Here is a 20,157-nt window from a genome sequence, read left to right on the forward strand (position 1 = left end):
CTACGGAAGCATGCCCGGCCCCGTCTTGAAGAAACACGACAGCCGCGGAGGGAAGGTGTCTAGCATGCGGGACATGTCCGCCCCAGCTCCCCGGCGGGACACCCGGGGCATCGTCGACCCCGCCGGGCTGCTCTCCCGGGTCCGCTTCCGCCGGCACCTCCCGGCCCCGCAGCTGCGGCCCTACCTGGAGCACTACTGGCTGATCGACTGGGAACTGCCGGAGCCGTACGCGAGCCACGTCGTCCCGCACCCCTCGGTGAACGTCGTCTTCCAGCGGTACGGCCCGCTGGGCGCCCCGGCGGCCGGGGGAAGCACGTCGGCCGAGGTCGCGGGGATCGGGCTCGGCCTGTTCACCCACAAGCTGGAGGAGGCGGGCCGGGTCTGCGGGATCCAGTTCCGCCCCGGCGGCTTCCGGCCCTTCGCGCCCGCGTGGCCGGTGTCGACGTGGACGGGCCGCCGCGTCCCGCTGACGGAGGTCTTCCCGGACGCCGCGGACCCCACGGACACGGGCGCGGGCGCGGAAAGGGGCACGGACACGGGCGCGGGCGCGGAAAGGGGCACGGACACGGGCGCGGCCTCCGGCGTCCCGGCCGCCGTCCTCTCCCCCGACGAGGACCACGCGCGCGTGGCGGCGCTCGACGCCTTCCTCCTGGCGCACGGCCCGGCCCCCGACCCGGCCGCCGACCTCGCCGTGGAGCTGGTGGAGCTGGTCCGTTCGGACCGCACGATCCGCAGGGCGTCCCGGCTCGCCACCGCGTCGGGCCTGTCGGCCCGCTCCCTCCAGCGCCTCTTCGCGAGCCGCGTCGGGGTCGGCCCGAAGTGGGTGATCCTGCGCTACCGCATCCACGAGGCCCTGGAGCGCGCCGAGGCCGCGGAGACGGCGGGCACCCCGGACTGGGCCGCCCTCGCGGCCGAACTGGGCTACAGCGACCAGGCCCACCTCGTACGGGACTTCACGGCGACGATCGGGGTGCCGCCGACGGCGTACGCCCGCGGACCGTCAGTGCCGTGACCTACGGTGCGGGGATGGAGAGCGACACCTCACGCGTACGCCTGGAGCCCTGGTCCGAGGAGGACGCGGGACTGCTGCGGGCCCTGAACGCACCGGCGCCGACGGCCCACCTCGGCGGCCCGGAGACCGAGGAACAGCTCGCGCGACGCCACCGGCGGTACGTGGAGATGAGCGCCGCCGACCCGGGCGCGGGCAGGATGTTCCGGATCGTGCTGCTCCCGGAGGAGACCGTGGTGGGCAGCATCGGCTTCTGGGCCCGGACCTGGGACGACGAGCCGGTGTACGAGACCGGGTGGGCCGTGCTGCCGGGCTTCCAGGGCCGGGGGGTGGCGACGTCCGCCACGCGCGCGGTGATCGCGGAGGTCCGGGCGGCGGGCCTCCGCCGGCACCTGCACGCGTTCCCGTCGTCGGACAACGCCGCCTCGAACGCGGTGTGCCGCAAGGCGGGGTTCGCACCGCGCGGCGTGCGGGACTTCGAGTACCCGCCGGGCCGCCCGATGCGGTGCAACGACTGGCGGCTCGACCTGGGGGACCCGGCTCAGGATGCCTGATCGGGCCCGGGGAGCGGCCGGGTGAAGTGGAAGGCCACGATGTCGAAGCGCTCCCGCAGGTAGAAGCGGTGGGCCCCGGTGCGGTGGGTGCCGGAGTCCAGGTTGAGCTCGTGGCAGCCGGCCGCGCGGGCGTGCTCCTCCAGGTGGGCGATCAGCGCGTGCCCGACGCCGGTGGACCGGTCGGCCGCCGCCGTCACCAGGTCGTCGACGTAGAGCTTGCGCAGGGAGCTGGTGTTGACGACGATCCGCCAGCCGGCCGCGCCGACGCAGCGCCCGTCGTCGGCGTAGGCGGCGCTGAACCGCAGCCCCTGGGAGTGCCCGGCCTCGTACACCTCGCGGAAGAGCTCCGGGGTGAGGTGGGGCCGGAGTTCGGAGAGGACCGGCAGGAGGTCGCTCTCCAGGCGGGGATCGCCCGGTTCGAGGTCGGTGATCTTCATGCCGGGACGGTACCCCAGGTTTTTTCAGGGTTGACCGCCGAGGCGCCGTCCCGGATATTCATCTGTGTCACGCAGACTATTCGCGACGCAGTAGAACCACCCGACCTTGCCGGCCGCCCGCCCACCCGTCCGTCCGTTCGCCCGCTCACCCACTTACCCGCCCACCGCGGGGCCACCGAACGCCCGCCCGTCCGCCCGACCGTCCGTCCACCCGTCCGTCCGTCCACCCGTCCGTCCACCCGTCCGCCCGTCCACCCGTCCGCCCGTCCCGAAAGGACACCCCATGACCGTTCTCGTCACTGGCAGCCGCGGCCGCGTCGCCGCCACCCTGCTCGACCTCCTCGCCGCCGCGGGCGTCGAGGCCAGGGCCGGCTCCAAGAACCCCGCGGACCTCTCCCCGCCCGCCGGAGTCACCGCCGTGCGCTGCGACCTGACCGACCCGGCCACCTTCGACACCGCCCTGAAGGGCGTCGACTCCGTCTTCCTCTACGCCGAGGCCTCCCACGCCGGCACCTTCGCCGAGCGGGCCCGCGCCGCCGGCGTCGAGCACATCGCCCTGCTCTCCTCCAGCTCCGTCCTCGCCCCCGACGCCGGCACGAACGTCATCGCCTCCCGTCACCTGGCGGCCGAGCGCGCCCTGACGGCCGCCGCCGACTCCGGCGCCTTCGAGGTCACCCACCTCCAGCCCGGCGCCTTCGCCACCAACGCCCTCGCCTGGGCGGGGGCGCTCAAGACGGGCCGGGGCCCGGCACTGCCGTACCCGCACGCGCACAGCGACCCGATCCACGAGCACGACCTCGCCGAAGCCGCCCTCGCGGTCCTCACCGAACCCCGGCTGCGCGGCTCCTCCCACTGGCTGACGGGCCCCGCGTCACTGGACTTCACCGAACAGCTCGCGATCCTCGCCGAGGTGACCGGACGCCCCGCACCGCACACCGTCACCACCCCCGAGGAGTGGAAGGAGTCGGTCGCCGCCTTCATGCCGGAGCAGGTCGCGGACGCCCTCCTCTCCCACTGGGCCGCCCACGACGGCCGGCCCGCGCCCCTGACCGACACCGTGGAGGAACTGACCGGATACCCGCCCCGCACCTTCGCCACCTGGGCCACGGACCACGCGCAGGCCTTCCGCCCCTGACCGACCCGACCCGCGCCCCCCCTCAACCCGCCCCGGACCGAATTCCCTGGCCGCCCGCCCGCCCCCGGTGCCATCCTGTCCCCGTGAACGGACCGGAGATCCAGATCAGTTTCGCCCCCGGCCTGCGGCTCTTCGTCTCGACGGAGCGGCGCACCGGCCCCACCCCCGTGACCACCGACGGCGCCTCGTCCCTCGGCCACGTCGTGGAATCACTGGGCGTGCCCCTCACCGAGGCCGGACGGCTCCTGGTCGACGGACGCCTCGTCGAGGCCGCGCACGTCCCGAGCGCGGGCGAGACGGTCGAGGTCGAGGACGTCACCCGCCCGCAGCAGGTCCCCGGCGCACCCCTCCGGTTCCTGCTCGACGTCCACCTCGGCACCCTGGCCCGGCGCCTGCGCCTGCTCGGCGTGGACGCCGCCTACGAAAGCGAGGACATCGGCGACCCCGCCCTGGCCACCCTCTCCGCACGGGAACGGCGCGTCATGCTCTCCCGCGACCGCGGCCTGCTGCGCCGCCGCGAACTGTGGGCGGGCGCCTACGTCTACAGCGACCGACCGGACGAACAACTCCGCGACGTCCTCGAACGCTTCGCCCCGCCCCTCGCCCCCTGGACCCGCTGCACCGCCTGCAACGGCGAACTGAGCGGCACCGACAAGGACGCGGTCCGCGCCCGACTGGAACAGGGCACCGAGAAGACCTACGACGTCTTCGCCCAGTGCGTGCGGTGCGACCGGGTCTACTGGCGCGGCGCCCACCACGCACGCCTGGAGGCGATCGTCTCCGACGCGGTCAGGGAATTCGGCGGGGCAGCGGCCCGCTAGGTCTCGTCCCGCCGATCAAGACCGGGGCGAAAAACGACTGGGATGCTCCTGCGCATGAAACAGAAGACCGTGCCCGCCCTCACGCGGATCACCGGGATGCACGAGGTCTCCCCCGCGCTGAGGCGTCAGCTCGTCGACTGCTGGGTCGCGGTCACGAACGCCGGCGGTGCCGCGGGATTCCCCTTCCCGCCCGTCCGTGACGAGGACGTCGAACCGGTCGTGGACGAGCTCCTCGGCCGCCTGGCCCCGTCACACAGCCGCCTCATCGTCGCCAGGTCCGGAGAGGACCTCGCCGGATGGGTCGTCCTCAAGCGCGACCCCTTCCGGCTCGTCGCCCACTGGGGAACAGTCCACCACCTCCAGACCCGCCCGGACTTCCGCGGCCGCGGCATCGGCTCCGCCCTCATGCGGGAACTGCGGACGGTCGCCCGCGACGAACTCGGGCTCGAACAACTGCGCCTCGCGGCCCGGGGAAAAGAAGGACTGGAGGACTTCTACGGCCGCCTCGGATGGCGGGAGGTCGGCCGCTGGCCCGGCGCCCTGCGCTTCACGCCCGACGACACCCGGGACGAGATCCTGATGCTCCTCGACCCCCTCTGAGACCTCCTCCGACCGACAGGCGGACCGAGGAGACACCCCCAGGGACTAAGCCCCGTCCGGCTGGTCCAGGTCGCCCCCGCGCAGCCGCTCGACCTGCCGGGCACTCACCTCGACGGTGCGCCGCATGTGGGCGATGAGCAGGGCCACCTCGGCGTCGCTGTAGGCGTCGAACATCATGCCCCAGGCACCGTTGAGCCTCCGCCACAAGGCGCCGAACTCCACCATCCGCCCGGGGGCCGGCGAGACCAGGACCCGGCGCCGGTCCTCGGTGTCGCGCGCCCGCGTCACGTACCCGGCCCGCTCCAGACGGTCGACGAGCCGGGTCGCGGAGCCGGTGGTGAGCCCGGTCAGCTCGGCGATCCGCCCGATGGTCACCGGCCCGCCCTCCAGGCTGAGCAGGTTCAGGCACTGCACATCGGTCGGATGGAGCCCCAGGTGGTCCGCGACGGCCTGGTTGAACAGGGCGTAGGCGGCCATGTAGCGGCGGGCCTCCCCGTACAGCTCGGTCATCAGCGTCTCGCGCCGGGCGGAGCTCTTCTGCGTCATGCAGAGATCGTACGGACCGGCCGCCGCGCACCCGAAGCGCACGCCCCGGAAGAGCCCGCCTCAGAAGACGTACGGATCACCGGTGTCCAGCACCAGGACGCGGTGCCGGTCGTTCCCCGGGTTCCGGTCGACCGCCCCGTCCCGCCAGGGCGTACCGATCTCCGCCGTCAGCTCCTCCGGAAGCCCCGCGGCCCACAGGTCGAGCGCCAGCTCCCCGCCCCTCCCGCCCACCGCGAGCTCCCCCGTCCGGCAGGACACCACCCGGTCACTGCTCCACAGACAGGCCTCCGGCAGCTCGTACCCACCGGCCATCGGCACCGAGAAGGCGATCCGCACCGTCGCCCGGGCGACGGGGGCGGGCCCGTGGTTCTCGCTCACCAGCCGGACGCCGAGCCGCCCGTCCCGGAGGAAAAGGTGCCCGTGGTGGGACAGATCCGCCTCGGGCCCGTCCACGGGCCCCACCGCCCCGGCCCCCGCACCCGCCCCCGAACCCACCACCACGGCGACCGCGAGAACGACCCCGAGCACACCCCGAAACAATCCGCACATAAACACAAAATAACCACGGAAGCGCTCATCTCCCCCACCTCCGACCCGCGTGTCCCCACCACGCCCGCCCCACTCCCCCTCCCGCCGCCCCACCTATCCTGACCGGGCGATCACCACCATCGATCACCTGCGCGAGGAGCACGCCATGACCGCCACCGGTACCCCCATCGCCGTCGTCACCGGCGCGAGCAGCGGAATCGGCGCCGCCACGGCCCGGCAACTGGCCGCCGCCGGCTACCGCGTGGTCCTCACCGCCCGCCGCAAGGACCGCATCGAGGCCCTCGCCGCCGAGATCAACGACGCCGGCCACCAGGCCACCGCCTACGCCCTCGACGTCACCGACCGCACCGCCGTCGACGAGTTCGCCACCGCCTTCCGCACCCTCGCCGTCCTCGTCAACAACGCGGGCGGCGCCCTCGGCGCCGACCCCGTCGCCACCGGCGACCCCGAGGACTGGCGTCGCATGTACGAGGTCAACGTCCTCGGCACCCTCCACATGACCCAGGCCCTGCTCCCCGCCCTCACCGCGAGCGGCGACGGCACGGTCGTCGTCCTCTCCTCCACCGCCGGCCACGGCACCTACGAGGGCGGCGCCGGTTACGTCGCCGCCAAGAACGGCGCCCGCGTCCTCGCCGAAACCCTCCGCCTGGAGATCGTCGGCACCCCCGTCCGCGTCATCGAGATCGCCCCCGGCATGGTCAAGACCGACGAGTTCGCCACCACCCGCTTCCGCGGCGACACCGACAAGGCCGCCAAGGTCTACGCCGGCGTGGCCGACCCCCTCACCGCCGACGACGTCGCCGAAACCATCACCTGGGCCTGCACCCGCCCCCCGCACGTCAACATCGACCTCCTGGTCGTCCGCCCCCGCGCCCAGGCCTCCAACACCAAGGTCCACCGGGAACTCTGACCATGACCCGCCACACGTACGGGTGAACCGATCCGATCACCCGCACGGCGACCGGACCCCCGACCCAACGTCGCAGACAACTCCATACAGAACGGCCCTCGACCGGGATTGCAGTCCCGGCCGAGGGCCTGACCATCAGGAAGGCACAACTTCCCATGGCTGAGCAGGACCCTAACGTGCCCGCGCTCTTCAACCTGAGCGCCCTCACGCCCACCGCCCCGCCGTCGTCCTTCATGAACCTCGAAGTCCCCGGCTGTGCCTACATGTTCGGCTTTCTCCAGACCGACGGGCACCTGGCACGCGGCACGGGCCGGAAAGGCAGGCCGAGCGTGGAGATCAAGGTGCGGGACGCCCACATCCTCTACGAGTTCCAGCGCCTGACCCCGTACTACAGCTCCATCACGGAACGAGTCCGCACCACCAACTTCGCCGAACAGCACCACTCGGCCACGTGGACTCTGTGCGCGCTTGAAGCCAGGACCACGATCAACGAACTCGGGATCCCGTACGGCAAGAAGTCACGCATCATCCGGCCACCCGCGTCGAGTTCTCCCGCCCCGACTACCTACGCGGCTGCATCGACGCCGACGGATCGCTCGGCTGGACCGCCGAAGGCATCCCGTTCCTGTCGTTCACGTCGGCCAGCACGGCTCTGGCCGCGTACCTGTGCCACTACGCGAAGAAGATCACGGGCGCCGAGCGCATCGCTCGCCGCAACGCCCGTGACCAGGTCTACGTCATCACGTACTTAAAAGAGCAGGCACAACAGCTCGCCGCGCACCTCTATTACCCTGGCTGTCTCGCCCTGGACCACAAGAAGGCCGATGCGGCCGCGCTCCAGACCTGGGTACGCCCGGCGGATATGAAGTTCGCACCACCTCACAAGCGCTGGACCAAGGCGAACGACCGCGAACTGCTGCGGCTCGACGACCCTGCCGCCGCAGCCGTCGCGCTTGACCGCACCGAGCAGAGCTGCTTCATGCGCCTGTGGCGGCTCCGCACCAGTCAGGTGCCCACGCCCGACCAGTAGTCCGAAGCGAGAATGCGGGACGGGGCGCCACATCAATGGCGCCCCGTCCCGGCTTTCCCTCAGCCCTTCACACAGACGACCTGCTTCAGCTTCGCGACGACCTCGACCAGGTCCCGCTGCTGATCCATCACCTGCTCGATCGGCTTGTACGCACCCGGGATCTCGTCCACGACGCCGGAGTCCTTGCGGCACTCCACGCCCCGCGTCTGCTCCTCCAGGTCCCGTACCGTGAAGCGCCGCTTCGCCGCGCTCCGGCTCATCCGGCGGCCCGCGCCGTGCGAGGCGGAGTTGAACGCCTTCTCGTTTCCGAGCCCCTTCACGATGTACGAGCTGGTGCCCATCGAGCCGGGGATGATCCCGAACTCCCCGGAGCCGGCCCGGATCGCGCCCTTCCGCGTAACCAGCAGGTCCATGCCCCCGTACCGCTCCTCCGCCACGTAGTTGTGGTGGCAGGAGATCACCGGCTCGAAGGTCACCCGGGCCTTGCGGAACTCCCGGCGGAGGACCTCCTGGAAGAGGGCCATCATGACCGCGCGGTTGTACTTCGCATATTCTTGCGCCCAGAAGAGGTCGTTCCGGTAGGCGGCCATCTGCGGGGTGTCCGATACGAACACAGCCAGGTCGCGATCGACGAGCCCCTTGTTGTGGGCGAGTTTCTGGGCTTCACCGATGTGGTATTCGGCGAGTTCCTTACCGATGTTCCGGGAACCCGAGTGCAGCACGAGCCAGACCGACCCATGCGTATCTATGCAGACCTCTGCATAATGATTTCCCGACCCGAGCGTTCCCATCTGCTGCCCCGCCCGCTCCCGCCGGAACTTCACCGCGTCCGCGACCCCGTCGAACCGCGACCAGAAGTCGTCCCACCCCGCCGTCGGGAACTGGTACAGCCGCTTCGGGTCCACCGCCTCGCGGTGGAGGCCCCGGCCGACCGGGATGGCCTGTTCGATCTTGGAGCGGAGGCGGGAGAGGTCGCCCGGCAGGTCGTCGGCCGTCAGGGAGGTCTTGACCGCCGACATGCCGCAGCCGATGTCCACGCCGACCGCCGCCGGACACACCGCGCCCTGCATCGCGATCACCGAGCCGACCGTCGCGCCCTTGCCGTAGTGCACGTCCGGCATCACGGCCAGGCCCTTGATCCAGGGGAGCGTCGCCACGTTCTGCAGCTGCTGCATGGCGCCGCCCTCCACCGCGGAGGGGTCGGCCCACATCCGGATCGGTACTTTCGCTCCGGGCACCTCTACGTACGACATACTTCCTCGATTCCCCCGAAATGGCCGATAACGCAAAAACCGGAGCCAAAGCCCGTGAAGGAGACGGGGGACCGGCATCAACGGCAGCGTGTGCGATAGACATTGTGTCCATCCGCCGGGTTCGCGCGGCAAACAGTTTTCGGGAAAGTCTTCGGGAGAAGGGAGCCTGGGACCGTGCAGCGAAAGAGGTACGCCCCCGGTCGCACCGGGTCCACGGCTCGTACCGCCGTCGTCCTCGCACTCGGCCTCGGCCTCGGCGCGGGGCTCACCGGCTGCTCCTCCGGCACCCCCGCCGACGACGTCACCGTCGACGCCAAGGCCGGTCTCGCCTCCGCGGCCGCGCCGCCCGGCCGGTACCGCACCCTCTTCGAGCCCTGCGGCGCCGTCCCGCAGGCCGTCCTCAAGGAGATGCTCCCGGGCGCCGCCGCCCTGCCCGACACCGAGCGCGCCAAGGCCTACCGGGGCACGGCCGCCGTCACGTACGACACCGACCGGCGCGTCGGCTGCTCGTGGCGGGCCGACACCCCGGAGACCTCGCACCGGCTCTCGCTCGACATCGAGCGGGTGGTCTCGTACGACGCCGCCGTCAGCGACGACGACCGGGCGCAGGAGGTGTACGTCCGCAAGCAGCTCGCGGCGAAGATTCCGCTGCCGCCGACCGCGCCGCCCGGGGCCACCGAATCCCCCGGCGGTACGGCCTCCCCCACCCGGACGGCGACCGCCCCTCCGGCGCACGAGCCGTCGGCGACCGCTCCGACCTCGCCCACCGGGTCCTCCCCCACCGGGTCCGCCTCCACCGGGCCGACCCCGTCCGGCGCCCCCGCCTCCACCGGTCTGGAGTCACGCGTCCTGGAGGGGCTCGGTGACGTCGCGTACCTCGACGACGTCCTCGGCAACGCCGGTGCGAACAGCCGTCAGCGGTCGGTCAGCGTGGTGTTCCGCACATCCAACGTGATCGTGACGGTGTCCTATCAGGAGGAGACGAGCGGTTCCTCCGGGGCGCCGGACAGCGCGGAGCTGCAGGAAAGGGTCCGGGGGCTGGCGCGGTCGCTGGCCGACCGCCTGGAGGAGTAGCCGTCCGGTGCCGCTCCGTGAGCGGACGGCGACCACGTAACGTGTCGCCGTGGCCCGTGGCCGTACCGGCGGTCGCGGTCGCCGGACCGGGGCCGGACCGTACGCCGGCCGGAACGACGGCCGGGGCCGTACGAGAAGTGTCCGACCGTACGACAAGCGACTGAAGGAACCATGCAGCGATCAGCTCCGCGACTCACCCGCATACTCGCCTGCGCCGCCGTCCCGGTGATGCTCGTCGTCGCCGGCTGCTCCTCCGACTCCGGTGACTCCGGGAAGCCGAAGGCGCAGGAGACGACGGGGGCGTCCGCGACCCCTTCGCCCGCGCAGACGACGAAGGCGGTCGAGCCGGCGAAGTTCGCGAAGCTGCCGCAGGTCTGCCGTTCGATCTCGGCGAAGACGACGGCGTCCCTGGTGCCGAAGGCGAAGACCAAGGCCGGGACGCCGGGTGTCTCCAGCGACCTGAACAACCGTGGCGGCTGCTCGTGGAACGGTCTGGACGACAAGGGCGTGAAGGGTTCGCAGTACCGCTGGCTGGACGTGTCGGTCTACCGGTACGAGTCGGACGCCTCGCTCGGCAGCGGTCAGGAGCGGGCGGAGGAGGGCCTCGCGAAGGAGGTCGCCAAGATCGAGGGGACCGCGGGGGCGAAGAAGCTGCGGACCACGGCGGCCTCGGGCATCGGTGACGAGGCGAAGACCGTCACGTACCAGGAGAGCAAGACGGGCGAGGACTTCGTGTACACCTCGGTCGTGGCGCGGACGGGGAACGTGCTGGTGTTGTTGTCGTACAACGGTGCCGGTTACGCGGGTGCGCCGACTCCGTCGGAGAAGACGATCACGGACGGTGCGGTGAAGGCGGCGAAGGAGGCCGTGGCGTCGGTGGCCGCGGCCAACAAGTAGGAACAAACCCGTACGGAACGGCACATCGGTACGGAGCCCGTCCCTCCCCCGGGGGCGGGCTTCGTTCACATGTGCCACTCTGTGCGCGCGAGATGTCGATCGACGGGAGGGTTCGCGGGTGGCCGCGATGCAGCTGACACGCACACACCGGGTTCTCATCGGCCTCGTCATCGCCGGTGCGCTGATCATCGCGGGGATCGGTTTCGCGGGTTCGTACGCCGCCGTGCGCGAACTCGCCGTGCACAAGGGTTTCGGCACCTTCTCGTACTTCTTCCCGATCGGCATCGACGCGGGCATCTGTGTGCTGCTCGCGCTCGACCTGCTGCTGACGTGGCTGCGGATCCCGTTCCCGCTGCTGCGGCAGACCGCGTGGGTGCTCACGGCGGCGACCATCGCCTTCAACGGCGCGGCGGCCTGGCCGGATCCGCTGGGCGTGGGCATGCACGCGGTGATCCCGGTGCTGTTCGTGGTGGCCGTGGAGGCGGCGCGGCACGCGGTGGGCCGGATCGCGGACATCACGGCCGACAAGCACATGGAGGGCGTGCGGCTGACCCGTTGGCTGCTGTCGCCGATACCGACCTTCCGGTTGTGGCGGCGGATGAAGCTGTGGGAGCTGCGCTCGTACGAGCAGGTCATCAAGCTGGAGCAGGAGCGGATGATCTACCAGGCGCGGCTCCAGGCGCGGTTCGGCCGGAACTGGCGTCGGAAGGCGCCGGTGGAGGCGTTGATGCCGCTGCGTCTGGCGCGGTACGGGGTGCCGTTGGCGGAGACGGCGGCGGAGGGGCTCGCGGCGGCGGGCATCGAGCCGGTGGTGCTGCCCGCACGGCAGGAGCAGGCGTACGGGCAGCTGCCGTCGGCTGCGCAGTCCCCGCAGTCCCAGCCGCCCCTGGCTCCGCAGGGGGTTCCGCAGCTTCCGCAGCAGGCGGGGCAGCCGGCTCCTCAGGGGGTGCCGCAGGAGGAGTCGCAGGGGGAGGCCGTGCCGCCGAACCACGACAGCCCGTGGTTCCAGGCGCAGCAGCTTCCGCCGGAGGCGCACGAGACGGCGTACGCCCCGCAAATCGCGGAGGGTCTGGAGCCGACGCCGGTCGCCGTTCCGCTGGGTCCGGAGGAGCTTCCGGCGGCGGACGGGCGACAGGAGCAGGGTCCGCAGGAGTTCCGGCCGTATCCGGAGTACGTCGATCCGGAGCCGCCGGTCGACGCCTTCGAGGAGACCGTCTACAAGTTGGTGTGGCCGTACGTCAACGAGTACCAGCAGTTCCCGTCCGAGGAGGTGCTGGAGCGGCTGGTGGCCGAGCACTACGAGCTCTCGGAGTTCCCCGACCCCGATCTGCTGCGCCGGTTGGCTCCGGTGGTCGAGCGGCGTCTCCGTCGGGAGATGGCCGACTTCGAGACTCCCTGAGCCGTCCGCGGTACGGGGGAAGGGGCCGCCGCCCGGAGGTTTCCGGGCGGCGGCCCCTTCTCGTTCTTCTACGCGCCGAGGAGCTTCCTCACCCGCTCCGCGCCGACGGCGAGGAGGAGGGTGGGGAGGCGCGGGCCGGTCTCGCGGCTCACGAGGAGCTTATAGAGCAGGGCGAAGAAGGCGCGCTGGGCGAGCTTGAGTTCGGGCGTGGGCTTGGCCTCGGGGTCGAGTCCGGCCATGACCTTCGGGACGCCGTAGACGAGGGTGGTGAGCCCGTCGAGCGACCAGTGGGTGTCGAGGCCGTCCAGGAGGAGGCGGAGCGACGTGCGGCCCTCGTCGTCCAGGGAGCCGAGGAGCTCGGTGTCGGGCTCGTCGCGGACGATGGTGCGCTGGTCGGCCGGGACCTGGTTGGTGATCCAGTTCTCGGCGCGGTCGAGGCGCGGCCGGACCTCGTCGAGGGAGGTGACGGGGTTGTCGGGGTCGAGTTCGGTCAGGATCCGCAGGGTCTGCTCGTCGTGTCCGGCGGTGATGTCCATGACCGAGGCCAGGGTCCGGTACGGGAGCGGGCGCGGGGTGCGGGGCAGTTCGCCGGCGGCGGTGCGGGCGGCGCGGGAGTGGGCGGCGGCGTCGGCGGGCAGGACGGTGCCGTCGGCGACCTTGGCCTCCAGCTTGTCCCACTCGTCGTAGAGGCGCTGGATCTCCTGGTCGAAGGCGATCTTGAAGGACTGGTTGGGCTTGCGGCGGGCGTAGAGCCAGCGCAGCAGGGGCGCTTCCATGATCTTCAGGGCGTCGGCGGGGGTGGGGACGCCGCCGCGGGAGGAGGACATCTTGGCCATGCCGCTGATGCCGACGAAGGCGTACATGGGGCCGATGGGCTGGACGCCGTCGAAGATCTCGCGGACGATCTGGCCGCCGACCACGAAGGAGGAGCCGGGCGAGGAGTGGTCGACGCCGGAGGGCTCGAAGATGACGCCCTCGTAGGCCCAGCGCATGGGCCAGTCGACCTTCCAGACGAGCTTGCCGCGGTTGAACTCGCTGAGCTTCACGGTCTCGGAGAAGCCGCAGGCCGTGCAGGTGTAGGCGAGTTCGGTGGTGTCGTCGTCGTAGGAGGTGACGGTGGTGAGGTCCTTCTCGCACCGGCCGCAGTAGGGCTTGTACGGGAAGTAGCCGGCGCCGCCGCCGGAGCCGTCGTCCTCGGCGGCCGCGCCGGAGCCCTCCTCGGCCTCCAGCTCCGCTTCGTCGAGGGGCTTCTGGGACTGCTTCTTGGGGGCCTTCTTGGTGCGGTACTGGTCGAGGATGGCGTCGATGCCGGCGCGGTGGCGCATGGCGTGCAGGATCTGCTCGCGGTAGGTGCCGGCGGTGTACTGCTCGGTCTGGCTGATCGGGTCGTACTCGACGCCGAGCTCGGCCAGGGACTCGACCATGGCGGCCTTGAAGTGCTCGGCCCAGTTGGGGTGGGGCGAGCCGGCGGGGGCCGGGACGGAGGTCAGCGGCTTGCCGATGTGCTCGGCCCAGGTCTCGTCGACGCCCTCGACGCCGCCCGGGACCTTGCGGTAGCGGTCGTAGTCGTCCCAGGAGACGAGGTGGCGGACGGTGTGGCCGCGGCGGCGGATCTCGTCGGCGACCAGGTGCGGGGTCATGACCTCGCGGAGGTTGCCGAGGTGGATCGGGCCGGAGGGGGAGAGGCCGGAGGCGACGACGACCGGTTTGCCAGGCGCACGTCGCTCCGACTCGGCGATGACCTCGTCCGCGAAACGGGAGACCCAGTCGGTCTCGGTGCTGCTCTGAGCCACGGTCGGTACGTCCTTCTTTCCGTTAATCCCTCGGTGCCCTGCGTCGGGCCTCACGCCTGTCATTGTCCCAGACGGAACGACGGGCCCCGGGGTTGTCCACAGGTGTGAGTTGTCCACAGGCGCGGACGGTCTCCCGGGGGCCGGGTTGTCCACAGGCGGAGAAAACACGTTGCTCTCCCATGGGACACTTGACAAGCGAAATAGACCACCGGAACACCTCTACGGAACGGAAGCTCATGGCCTCGGTCCCTTCCCTCGCTTCGACCGTGCAGCAGCGCCTCGCGGACGGACTCTCGGCAGCCCTGCCGGAGGCCGCGTCCGCCGATCCGCTGCTGCGACGTAGCGACCGGGCCGACTTCCAGGCCAACGGCATCCTGGCGCTCGCCAAGCGGCTGAAGGGCAATCCGCGTGAGCTGGCGACGAAGGTCGTCGAGGCGATTCCGGCGAACGACGTCCTGAAGGAGGTCGAGGTCTCGGGCCCCGGCTTCCTGAACATCACGGTGACCGACCGGGCGGTCGTCGAGACCCTGGCGGCCCGTGCCGCCGACGCGCGGCTCGGCGTGCCGTTCAACGAGTCGGCCGGCACGACGGTGATCGACTACGCGCAGCCGAACGTGGCGAAGGAGATGCACGTCGGCCACCTGCGGTCCGCGGTGATCGGCGCGGCGATGGTGGAGATCCTGGAGTTCACCGGCGAGACGGTGGTCCGGCGGCACCACATCGGCGACTGGGGCACCCAGTTCGGCATGCTCATCCAGTACCTGATCGAGCACCCGCACGAGCTGGACCACTCCTCGGAGTCCGAGGTGTCGGGCGAGGAGGCGATGTCGAACCTGAACCGGCTGTACAAGGCGTCGCGTGCCCTGTTCGACTCGGACGAGGGGTTCAAGACGCGGGCCCGGGCGCGCGTGGTGGACCTCCAGGCCGGTGACGAGGAGACCCTCGCGCTGTGGCAGCGGTTCGTCGACGAGTCGAAGATCTACTTCTACTCGGTCTTCGACAAGCTGGACATGGACATCCGGGACGTCGACGTGGTCGGCGAGTCCGGGTACAACGACATGCTGGTGGAGACCTGCCGGATCCTGGAGGAGACGGGCGTCGCGGTCCGCTCCGAGGGCGCGCTGTGCGTGTTCTTCGACGACGTGAAGGGCCCGGACGGCAACCCGGTGCCGCTGATCGTGCAGAAGTCCGACGGCGGTTTCGGATACGCGGCGACGGACCTGTCGGCGATCCGGGACCGGGTGCGGAACCTGAAGGCGACGTCCCTGTTGTACGTGGTGGACGCGCGGCAGTCGCTGCACTTCAAGATGGTCTTCGAGACGGCCCGCCGGGCGGGCTGGCTGAACGACGAGGTGAAGGCGCACCAGCTGGCGTTCGGCACGGTCCTGGGCAAGGACGGCAAGCCGTTCAAGACCCGTGAGGGCGAGACGGTCCGGCTCGTGGACCTGCTGGACGAGGCCGTGGAGCGGGCGACCGAGGTCGTCCGCGAGAAGGAGGAGTCCTACCGGGAGAAGACCGGGCAGTCGCTCCTGACCGAGGCGGAGATCGTCGAGAACGGGCAGTACGTGGGCATCGGCGCGGTGAAGTACGCCGACCTGTCGACGTCGGCCGCGCGGGACTACAAGTTCGACCTGGACCAGATGGTGTCGCTGAACGGCGACACGTCGGTGTACCTCCAGTACGCGTACGCGCGGGTCAGGTCGATCTTCGGCAAGGCGGGCGACCGCACTCCGGTCGCCCACCCGGAGCTGGATCTCGCCCCGGCGGAGCGCGCGCTCGGTCTGCACCTGGACGGGTTCGCGGAGACGGTGGCGGAGGCGGCCGCGGAGTACGCGCCGCACAAGCTGACCGCGTACCTGTACCAGCTCGCCTCGCTGTACACGACGTTCTACGACCAGTGCCCGGTCATCAAGCCGGCGCCGGCGCAGGATGTCGCGGAGAACCGGCTGTTCCTCTCCGACCTGACGGCCCGCACGCTCCACCAGGGCATGGCGCTCCTGGGCATCCGGACGCCCGAGCGCCTCTGATCCTCCGCGCGCCTCTGATTCCGGCGCACCGACGGGCACCCCTCACGTACGGGAGGGGTGCCCGTTCCGCGTTCAGCTCCATTCGTCCGGGCGCCATTCGCCCGGCTCGACCCACCAGACGTACGAGGGGCGCCCGACGGTCGCGCTGGTGCGGAACGGGCGGCCTCCGTCGTCGACCCGGATCGTGCCCCTGCGGTCGCCGCTGCTCCAGTCGACCTCCAGGTACCAGCTGACGTCGTGGCTCTTCGTCGTCACGTCGAAGCGGAGCACCTGGGGATCGTCGGAGGCGACCTTGTAGGGGAAGCCCTTGGCAGGCACGACGATGTCGCCGTTCTTCCCGGCGACCGGCCGGACGCCGGGCTGGTGGCGGTCGAGGTCCACGGCGAACGTCTGCGGGACGACGCCGCTGCCGCAGCCCTCCCCCATCGAGAACGCCGACCAGGGCAGCGCGGGCGAGCGCCCCACCACCCGGACGTGGATGTCGTTGATCACCACGGAGTCGGACGTGCGGCCCGTGGCGGTGAGTTCGAGGCGCATCCCGCCGCCGTCCACCGCGCCGAGCGCCCGCGCCCAGCCCCGGTGGTCCTGGGGCGGGGGCGGGGGCGGCACCGTGCCCGGGTCGCGGTCGAGCAGGTAGTACTGGCCGCAGGGATGCTCCCAGTTGTACGAGCTGACGCCGACGCGCAGCGGGACGCCGGTCGCGGGCGCGCCGGTCCGGGAGGCGGTCGGCGCCGGGTCCGGAGAGGGGGAAGCGGCCGAGGGGGACGGGGAGCCCTTGCCGTCCGGGAGCCCGGTCGGGGATCCGGACGGAGTCGGAGTGCCGGTCGGGGTCGCGGCCGAGGACGAGGCGGGGCCGGGGCGTACGGGGAGGGTGCCGCCGGTCGCCGGACCGGAGGACGGGCCGGGTGCCGGTGCCGCCCGCTCCGGCCGCCGTTCGCCGTCGCCACCGGCCGCGAACACGGCGACCGGCACGGCCACCGCGACCACCACGGCGGCGGCGAGCGCGACGAGCACACGACGACGGCGCGCACCGCCACTCCGGGGGCCGGGCAGGTCGGCCGTGTCGGTCGCATCGGTCGTATCGGGCGCGTCGGCCGCGTCGACCGCGTCGGGCGCGTCGGCCGCATCGGCCGCACCGGCCGCGTCGGGCACCTCCAGAACGCCTTCCGCATCCGGCTCCGGCACGGACTCCGCCCCCGCCACCGCCTCCGGCCCGTCCGGCTTCGCCGCTGCCGCTGGCGCCGTCGCCGCCGCCGCCGAACGCCCCCGTGTCCGCGCGTCGTCCGCGACGATCCAGCGCCGGTGCAGCTCGATCAGTTCCTCGCGCTCGGCCCCGCACAGGCGCGCGAACCGCTCGACCGCCGCGAACTCGGCCGGTACGGCGTCCCCGTTGCAGTACCGGTGCAGGGTCGACGTGCTGACGTGCAGCCGTCCGGCGAGCACCCCGTAACTGCGCCCCGAACGTTCCTTCAGCCGCCGCAGCAGCGCGCCCAACTCCTGGGCCTCCGGTGTGGTCGCCACCGTGCCCCTCCCCGTACTCGGTGTCCTCGCGTCCCGGGACGGCGTTCCAGGCAGGGGCCGTTCCCGCTGGTCACCGTACCCGTGAGCGTTCCGGCGTCCCCCATGGTCCGTTCGGCGTTGCGGCCGGAATCCGCCGCCCCGCAACCTGGGGCCCTGCCGCACGGCGCCGGTCGACGGACGGTGCGGCAGCCGCAGACCGACCGAAAAGCAACGACACCCACGGGGGTTCCACCACCATGCGTACGCACCGCATCCGCATCGCCGCCGCGGCGGCCGTCACCGCCGCCGCCCTCTCCCTCACCGCCTGCCAGGGCTCGGGAGGCGGGACGCGGGACGAGGGCCGGGCCGCGTCCCCGACCACCACCGCGCCGACGACGCCGGCTCCCACGGCCTCGGCGGCTCCCACGGCCACGTCGGCCCCCACCGCCACGCCCCCGTCGGCGCCGACCGGCCCGGACTCCTCCGGCAACGGGAGCACCTCGCCGCAGGGCTCCACCGACGCCCCCACCGTCCCCGCCGCCCCCGGCAAGAACAGCGGCAAGAACAGCGGCAAGAACGGCGGAAAGAGCACCGCCGACACGGCGGACCGCCCGTGCGACGCGTCGGCCGTGCGGGTCGTCTACAGCCCGGTCAGCCGTCCGCTCAACCACGCGCTGCTGACCGTCACCAACACCGGCCGCACGGCGTGCAGCGCCTACTACGCCCCGGTGCTGCGCCTGGACGACGGGCAGGCGGCGGTCGCGGTGGACCAGGACAGCAAGCCGCAGGCGGTCGTCACCCTGTTCCCGGGCGAGAGCGCGTACGCGGCGATGATCCTGTCGGCGGCCGACGGCAGCGGGCAGCACGGCCGGACGTCGAAGAAGCTGACCGTGTGGTTCGCCCCGCGCGACAACGTGGGTTCGGCCGGGGGCCCGGCGGTCCTGAAGCTGCCCGCCGGCACGTACACGGACAGCACGACCCGGGTCACCTACTGGCAGACCTCGATGGAGCACGCCCTGGGCTTCTGAGCCGACGGGCCACCTCCGGCGCGCCGCGTCCCGCCCCCGGGCCGCGGGGCGCCGCCGCCGTCGTCACCGCGTCACCGCGCCGTCATCGTCACCGGATGGCGTGCGAGGTGCGTCCGGACACCTGGTCGATCTCCGTGTGGGCCTTCTGGAGGAGCTGCGAGGCGAGGTCCATCAGCGCGCGTGCGCCGGCGATCTCCTCGCCGACCCGTAGCTGGTCCGGGTCGGAGGGGTGCCGGTTCGCGGTGCCGTGGGCCCGGAACTCGGTGCCGTCGCCGAGCCGGACCATGGCCGCGGCCCGCGTCCGGTCGCCCTCCTCCTGGAACTCCATCTCCACGTGCCATCCGACCAGCGTGTGCGTCATGAGGACCACCTCCGGCGAGGTAGGGGTACCTGTCGGCTACCCCTCCAGGGTGCGCCGACCGGCGGCCCCCCACCAGCCAGGGGAGAGGGCGGGGCGGTCAGATCGCGCGGCCGAGCTTCTGCGCGACCTCGGTCGCCCAGTACGTCAGGATCATCTGCGCGCCGGCCCGCCGGATGCCGGTGAGGGTCTCCATGATCGCCTTGTCGCGGTCGATCCAGCCCTTCTCGGCGGCGGCCTCGACCATCGCGTACTCGCCGCTGATCTGGTAGGCGGCGACGGGCACGTCCACGGAGGCGGCGACCTTGGCGAGGACGTCGAGGTACGGTCCGGCGGGCTTGACCATCACCATGTCCGCGCCCTCCTCCAGGTCGAGCGCGAGCTCGCGCATCGACTCGCGGAGGTTGGCCGGGTCCTGCTGGTAGGTCTTGCGGTCGCCCTTGAGGGAGGAGCCGACGGCCTCGCGGAAGGGGCCGTAGAAGGCGGAGGAGTACTTCGCGGTGTACGCGAGGATCGCCACGTCCTCCTTGCCGATGGTGTCCAGGGCGTCCCGGACGACGCCGACCTGGCCGTCCATCATCCCGGAGGGGCCGACGACGTGGACGCCGGCGTCGGCCTGGACCTGGGCCATCTCGGCGTAACGTTCCAGCGTGGCGTCGTTGTCGACCCGCCCGTCGGCGTCGAGGACGCCGCAGTGGCCGTGGTCGGTGAATTCGTCGAGACAGAGGTCCGACATGATCACGAGGTCGTCGCCGACCTCGGACCGCACGTCCCGGATCGCGACCTGGAGGATCCCGTCGGGGTCGGTGCCCGCCGTGCCGGCGGCGTCCTTCTTGGCGTCCTCGGGCACGCCGAAGAGCATGATCCCGGAGACCCCGGCCTCCAGCGCCTCCACGGCGGCCTTCCGCAGGGTGTCGCGCGTGTGCTGCACGACCCCGGGCATCGCCCCGATCGGCACGGGCTCGGTGATCCCCTCGCGCACGAACGCGGGCAGGATCAGGTCGGCGGGATGCAGCCGCGTCTCGGCCACCATCCGCCGCATGACGGGCGTCGTCCGCAGCCGCCGCGGCCGCGCCCCGGGAAAGGATCCGTACGAGTTCATACGATCGAGGCTACGCCCGCACAAACGGTGCACTTACCGACAGGGTGTTGCCGCGAGAAGCCCCGGAGGGCCCGCGACTCCGCGCCCCGCCCCTCCCCCGACGCGAAGGGTGCGGGCCCGTGAAGGACCCGCACC

At 71.9% G+C, this 20,157-nt stretch carries 21 protein-coding genes; 13 read left to right on the forward strand and 8 right to left on the reverse strand.

Annotated elements, in window-relative coordinates; genetic code table 11:
* The first annotated feature begins 73 nt into the window (after nt 1-73).
* Nucleotides 74-1,012 (forward strand): DUF6597 domain-containing transcriptional factor, encoded by a 939-nt coding sequence (locus tag ACIP5O_RS20390; protein ID WP_401295160.1) that lies wholly within the window; start codon nt 74-76, stop codon nt 1,010-1,012.
* Nucleotides 1,013-1,026: 14 nt separating this feature from the next.
* The gene (locus ACIP5O_RS20395; protein ID WP_401295162.1) at nt 1,027-1,563 is read left to right on the forward strand and encodes a GNAT family N-acetyltransferase; all 537 of its coding nucleotides are present in this window, start codon (nt 1,027-1,029) and stop codon (nt 1,561-1,563) included.
* Here ACIP5O_RS20395 and ACIP5O_RS20400 read toward each other — a convergent pair.
* Nucleotides 1,551-2,000: a GNAT family N-acetyltransferase gene (locus tag ACIP5O_RS20400; RefSeq protein ID WP_401295164.1), complete on the reverse strand. Its 450-nt coding sequence runs from the start codon at nt 1,998-2,000 to the stop codon at nt 1,551-1,553. The two genes, ACIP5O_RS20395 and ACIP5O_RS20400, sit on opposite strands and share 13 nt — an antisense overlap.
* A gap of 283 nt (nt 2,001-2,283) precedes the next feature.
* Here ACIP5O_RS20400 and ACIP5O_RS20405 point away from each other — a divergent pair, with 283 nt between their 5' ends.
* The 3 genes from ACIP5O_RS20405 to ACIP5O_RS20415 all read left to right on the forward strand — a co-directional run bounded on the left by ACIP5O_RS20405 (nt 2,284) and on the right by ACIP5O_RS20415 (nt 4,556).
* Complete coding sequence (locus tag ACIP5O_RS20405; RefSeq protein ID WP_401295166.1) at nt 2,284-3,135, forward strand: NAD(P)H-binding protein; 852 nt, start codon at nt 2,284-2,286, stop codon at nt 3,133-3,135.
* Nucleotides 3,136-3,218: 83 nt separating this feature from the next.
* Nucleotides 3,219-3,956, forward strand: a complete 738-nt coding sequence (locus ACIP5O_RS20410; RefSeq protein ID WP_401295168.1) for a Mut7-C RNAse domain-containing protein — start codon at nt 3,219-3,221, stop codon at nt 3,954-3,956.
* Between the two features lie 54 nt (nt 3,957-4,010).
* Nucleotides 4,011-4,556, forward strand: a complete 546-nt coding sequence (locus tag ACIP5O_RS20415) for a GNAT family N-acetyltransferase (protein WP_401295170.1) — start codon at nt 4,011-4,013, stop codon at nt 4,554-4,556.
* A gap of 45 nt (nt 4,557-4,601) precedes the next feature.
* Here ACIP5O_RS20415 and ACIP5O_RS20420 read toward each other — a convergent pair whose 3' ends face one another.
* Both ACIP5O_RS20420 and ACIP5O_RS20425 read right to left on the reverse strand, forming a co-directional pair.
* The gene (locus ACIP5O_RS20420) at nt 4,602-5,102 is read right to left on the reverse strand and encodes a MarR family winged helix-turn-helix transcriptional regulator (protein WP_401295172.1); all 501 of its coding nucleotides are present in this window, start codon (nt 5,100-5,102) and stop codon (nt 4,602-4,604) included.
* A gap of 60 nt (nt 5,103-5,162) precedes the next feature.
* Nucleotides 5,163-5,630: a hypothetical protein gene (locus ACIP5O_RS20425; protein ID WP_401295174.1), complete on the reverse strand. Its 468-nt coding sequence runs from the start codon at nt 5,628-5,630 to the stop codon at nt 5,163-5,165.
* A gap of 166 nt (nt 5,631-5,796) precedes the next feature.
* Between ACIP5O_RS20425 and ACIP5O_RS20430 the strand changes: the two genes are divergently transcribed.
* From ACIP5O_RS20430 to ACIP5O_RS20440, 3 genes are all read left to right on the forward strand, one after another.
* Nucleotides 5,797-6,561 (forward strand): SDR family NAD(P)-dependent oxidoreductase, encoded by a 765-nt coding sequence (locus ACIP5O_RS20430; RefSeq protein WP_401295176.1) that lies wholly within the window; start codon nt 5,797-5,799, stop codon nt 6,559-6,561.
* Nucleotides 6,562-6,716: 155 nt separating this feature from the next.
* Nucleotides 6,717-7,313, forward strand: coding sequence for a hypothetical protein (locus ACIP5O_RS20435; RefSeq protein WP_401295178.1), 597 nt, complete (start codon nt 6,717-6,719; stop codon nt 7,311-7,313).
* 110 nt (nt 7,314-7,423) lie between these two features.
* Nucleotides 7,424-7,591: a hypothetical protein gene (locus ACIP5O_RS20440; protein WP_401295180.1), complete on the forward strand. Its 168-nt coding sequence runs from the start codon at nt 7,424-7,426 to the stop codon at nt 7,589-7,591.
* Between the two features lie 59 nt (nt 7,592-7,650).
* Here ACIP5O_RS20440 and ACIP5O_RS20445 read toward each other — a convergent pair whose 3' ends face one another.
* A complete protein-coding gene (locus ACIP5O_RS20445; protein ID WP_401295182.1) occupies nt 7,651-8,844 on the reverse strand; it encodes an RtcB family protein in 1,194 nt (397 codons plus the stop codon).
* A 174-nt stretch (nt 8,845-9,018) separates the two neighbouring features.
* Here ACIP5O_RS20445 and ACIP5O_RS20450 point away from each other — a divergent pair, with 174 nt between their 5' ends.
* The 3 genes from ACIP5O_RS20450 to ACIP5O_RS20460 all read left to right on the forward strand — a co-directional run bounded on the left by ACIP5O_RS20450 (nt 9,019) and on the right by ACIP5O_RS20460 (nt 12,214).
* On the forward strand, nt 9,019-9,918 hold the full coding sequence (locus ACIP5O_RS20450; RefSeq protein ID WP_401295184.1) for a DUF3558 domain-containing protein: 900 nt from the start codon (nt 9,019-9,021) through the stop codon (nt 9,916-9,918).
* A gap of 171 nt (nt 9,919-10,089) precedes the next feature.
* Nucleotides 10,090-10,815: a DUF3558 domain-containing protein gene (locus ACIP5O_RS20455; protein WP_401295186.1), complete on the forward strand. Its 726-nt coding sequence runs from the start codon at nt 10,090-10,092 to the stop codon at nt 10,813-10,815.
* A gap of 118 nt (nt 10,816-10,933) precedes the next feature.
* Nucleotides 10,934-12,214: a DUF2637 domain-containing protein gene (locus ACIP5O_RS20460; RefSeq protein WP_401295188.1), complete on the forward strand. Its 1,281-nt coding sequence runs from the start codon at nt 10,934-10,936 to the stop codon at nt 12,212-12,214.
* A 68-nt stretch (nt 12,215-12,282) separates the two neighbouring features.
* On the opposite strand, the gene lysS is transcribed toward ACIP5O_RS20460, so the two are convergent.
* Nucleotides 12,283-14,202: a lysine--tRNA ligase gene (gene lysS / locus ACIP5O_RS20465; RefSeq protein WP_401295190.1), complete on the reverse strand. Its 1,920-nt coding sequence runs from the start codon at nt 14,200-14,202 to the stop codon at nt 12,283-12,285.
* A 41-nt stretch (nt 14,203-14,243) separates the two neighbouring features.
* On the opposite strand from lysS, the gene argS reads away from it, so the two are divergent.
* Nucleotides 14,244-16,034 (forward strand): arginine--tRNA ligase, encoded by a 1,791-nt coding sequence (gene argS / locus ACIP5O_RS20470; RefSeq protein ID WP_401295192.1) that lies wholly within the window; start codon nt 14,244-14,246, stop codon nt 16,032-16,034.
* A 72-nt stretch (nt 16,035-16,106) separates the two neighbouring features.
* Here argS and ACIP5O_RS20475 read toward each other — a convergent pair whose 3' ends face one another.
* Nucleotides 16,107-17,555 (reverse strand): helix-turn-helix domain-containing protein, encoded by a 1,449-nt coding sequence (locus ACIP5O_RS20475; RefSeq protein ID WP_401295194.1) that lies wholly within the window; start codon nt 17,553-17,555, stop codon nt 16,107-16,109.
* A gap of 236 nt (nt 17,556-17,791) precedes the next feature.
* Between ACIP5O_RS20475 and ACIP5O_RS20480 the strand changes: the two genes are divergently transcribed.
* Nucleotides 17,792-18,562 (forward strand): DUF4232 domain-containing protein, encoded by a 771-nt coding sequence (locus ACIP5O_RS20480; RefSeq protein WP_401295196.1) that lies wholly within the window; start codon nt 17,792-17,794, stop codon nt 18,560-18,562.
* Between the two features lie 88 nt (nt 18,563-18,650).
* Here ACIP5O_RS20480 and ACIP5O_RS20485 read toward each other — a convergent pair whose 3' ends face one another.
* On the reverse strand, nt 18,651-18,923 hold the full coding sequence (locus ACIP5O_RS20485) for a DUF1876 domain-containing protein (RefSeq protein WP_401295198.1): 273 nt from the start codon (nt 18,921-18,923) through the stop codon (nt 18,651-18,653).
* A gap of 97 nt (nt 18,924-19,020) precedes the next feature.
* Nucleotides 19,021-20,022 (reverse strand): porphobilinogen synthase, encoded by a 1,002-nt coding sequence (gene hemB, locus ACIP5O_RS20490; RefSeq protein WP_401295200.1) that lies wholly within the window; start codon nt 20,020-20,022, stop codon nt 19,021-19,023.
* Nucleotides 20,023-20,157: the final 135 nt, after the last annotated feature.

Source organism: Streptomyces sp. NPDC088915, from assembly GCF_044749825.1.
Classification (GTDB): Bacteria; Actinomycetota; Actinomycetes; order Streptomycetales; family Streptomycetaceae; genus Streptomyces.

Coding starts and splice junctions, on each gene's coding strand:
- ACIP5O_RS20390 (WP_401295160.1), top strand. CDS start 74: ATGTCCGCCCCAGCTCCCCGGCGGGACACCCGGGGCATCGTCGACCCC.
- ACIP5O_RS20395 (WP_401295162.1), top strand. CDS start 1,027: ATGGAGAGCGACACCTCACGCGTACGCCTGGAGCCCTGGTCCGAGGAG.
- ACIP5O_RS20400 (WP_401295164.1), bottom strand. CDS start 2,000: ATGAAGATCACCGACCTCGAACCGGGCGATCCCCGCCTGGAGAGCGAC.
- ACIP5O_RS20405 (WP_401295166.1), top strand. CDS start 2,284: ATGACCGTTCTCGTCACTGGCAGCCGCGGCCGCGTCGCCGCCACCCTG.
- ACIP5O_RS20415 (WP_401295170.1), top strand. CDS start 4,011: ATGAAACAGAAGACCGTGCCCGCCCTCACGCGGATCACCGGGATGCAC.
- ACIP5O_RS20420 (WP_401295172.1), bottom strand. CDS start 5,102: ATGACGCAGAAGAGCTCCGCCCGGCGCGAGACGCTGATGACCGAGCTG.
- ACIP5O_RS20430 (WP_401295176.1), top strand. CDS start 5,797: ATGACCGCCACCGGTACCCCCATCGCCGTCGTCACCGGCGCGAGCAGC.
- ACIP5O_RS20435 (WP_401295178.1), top strand. CDS start 6,717: ATGGCTGAGCAGGACCCTAACGTGCCCGCGCTCTTCAACCTGAGCGCC.
- ACIP5O_RS20440 (WP_401295180.1), top strand. CDS start 7,424: ATGAAGTTCGCACCACCTCACAAGCGCTGGACCAAGGCGAACGACCGC.
- ACIP5O_RS20445 (WP_401295182.1), bottom strand. CDS start 8,844: ATGTCGTACGTAGAGGTGCCCGGAGCGAAAGTACCGATCCGGATGTGG.
- ACIP5O_RS20455 (WP_401295186.1), top strand. CDS start 10,090: ATGCAGCGATCAGCTCCGCGACTCACCCGCATACTCGCCTGCGCCGCC.
- argS (WP_401295192.1), top strand. CDS start 14,244: ATGGCCTCGGTCCCTTCCCTCGCTTCGACCGTGCAGCAGCGCCTCGCG.
- ACIP5O_RS20480 (WP_401295196.1), top strand. CDS start 17,792: ATGCGTACGCACCGCATCCGCATCGCCGCCGCGGCGGCCGTCACCGCC.
- ACIP5O_RS20485 (WP_401295198.1), bottom strand. CDS start 18,923: ATGACGCACACGCTGGTCGGATGGCACGTGGAGATGGAGTTCCAGGAG.
- hemB (WP_401295200.1), bottom strand. CDS start 20,022: ATGAACTCGTACGGATCCTTTCCCGGGGCGCGGCCGCGGCGGCTGCGG.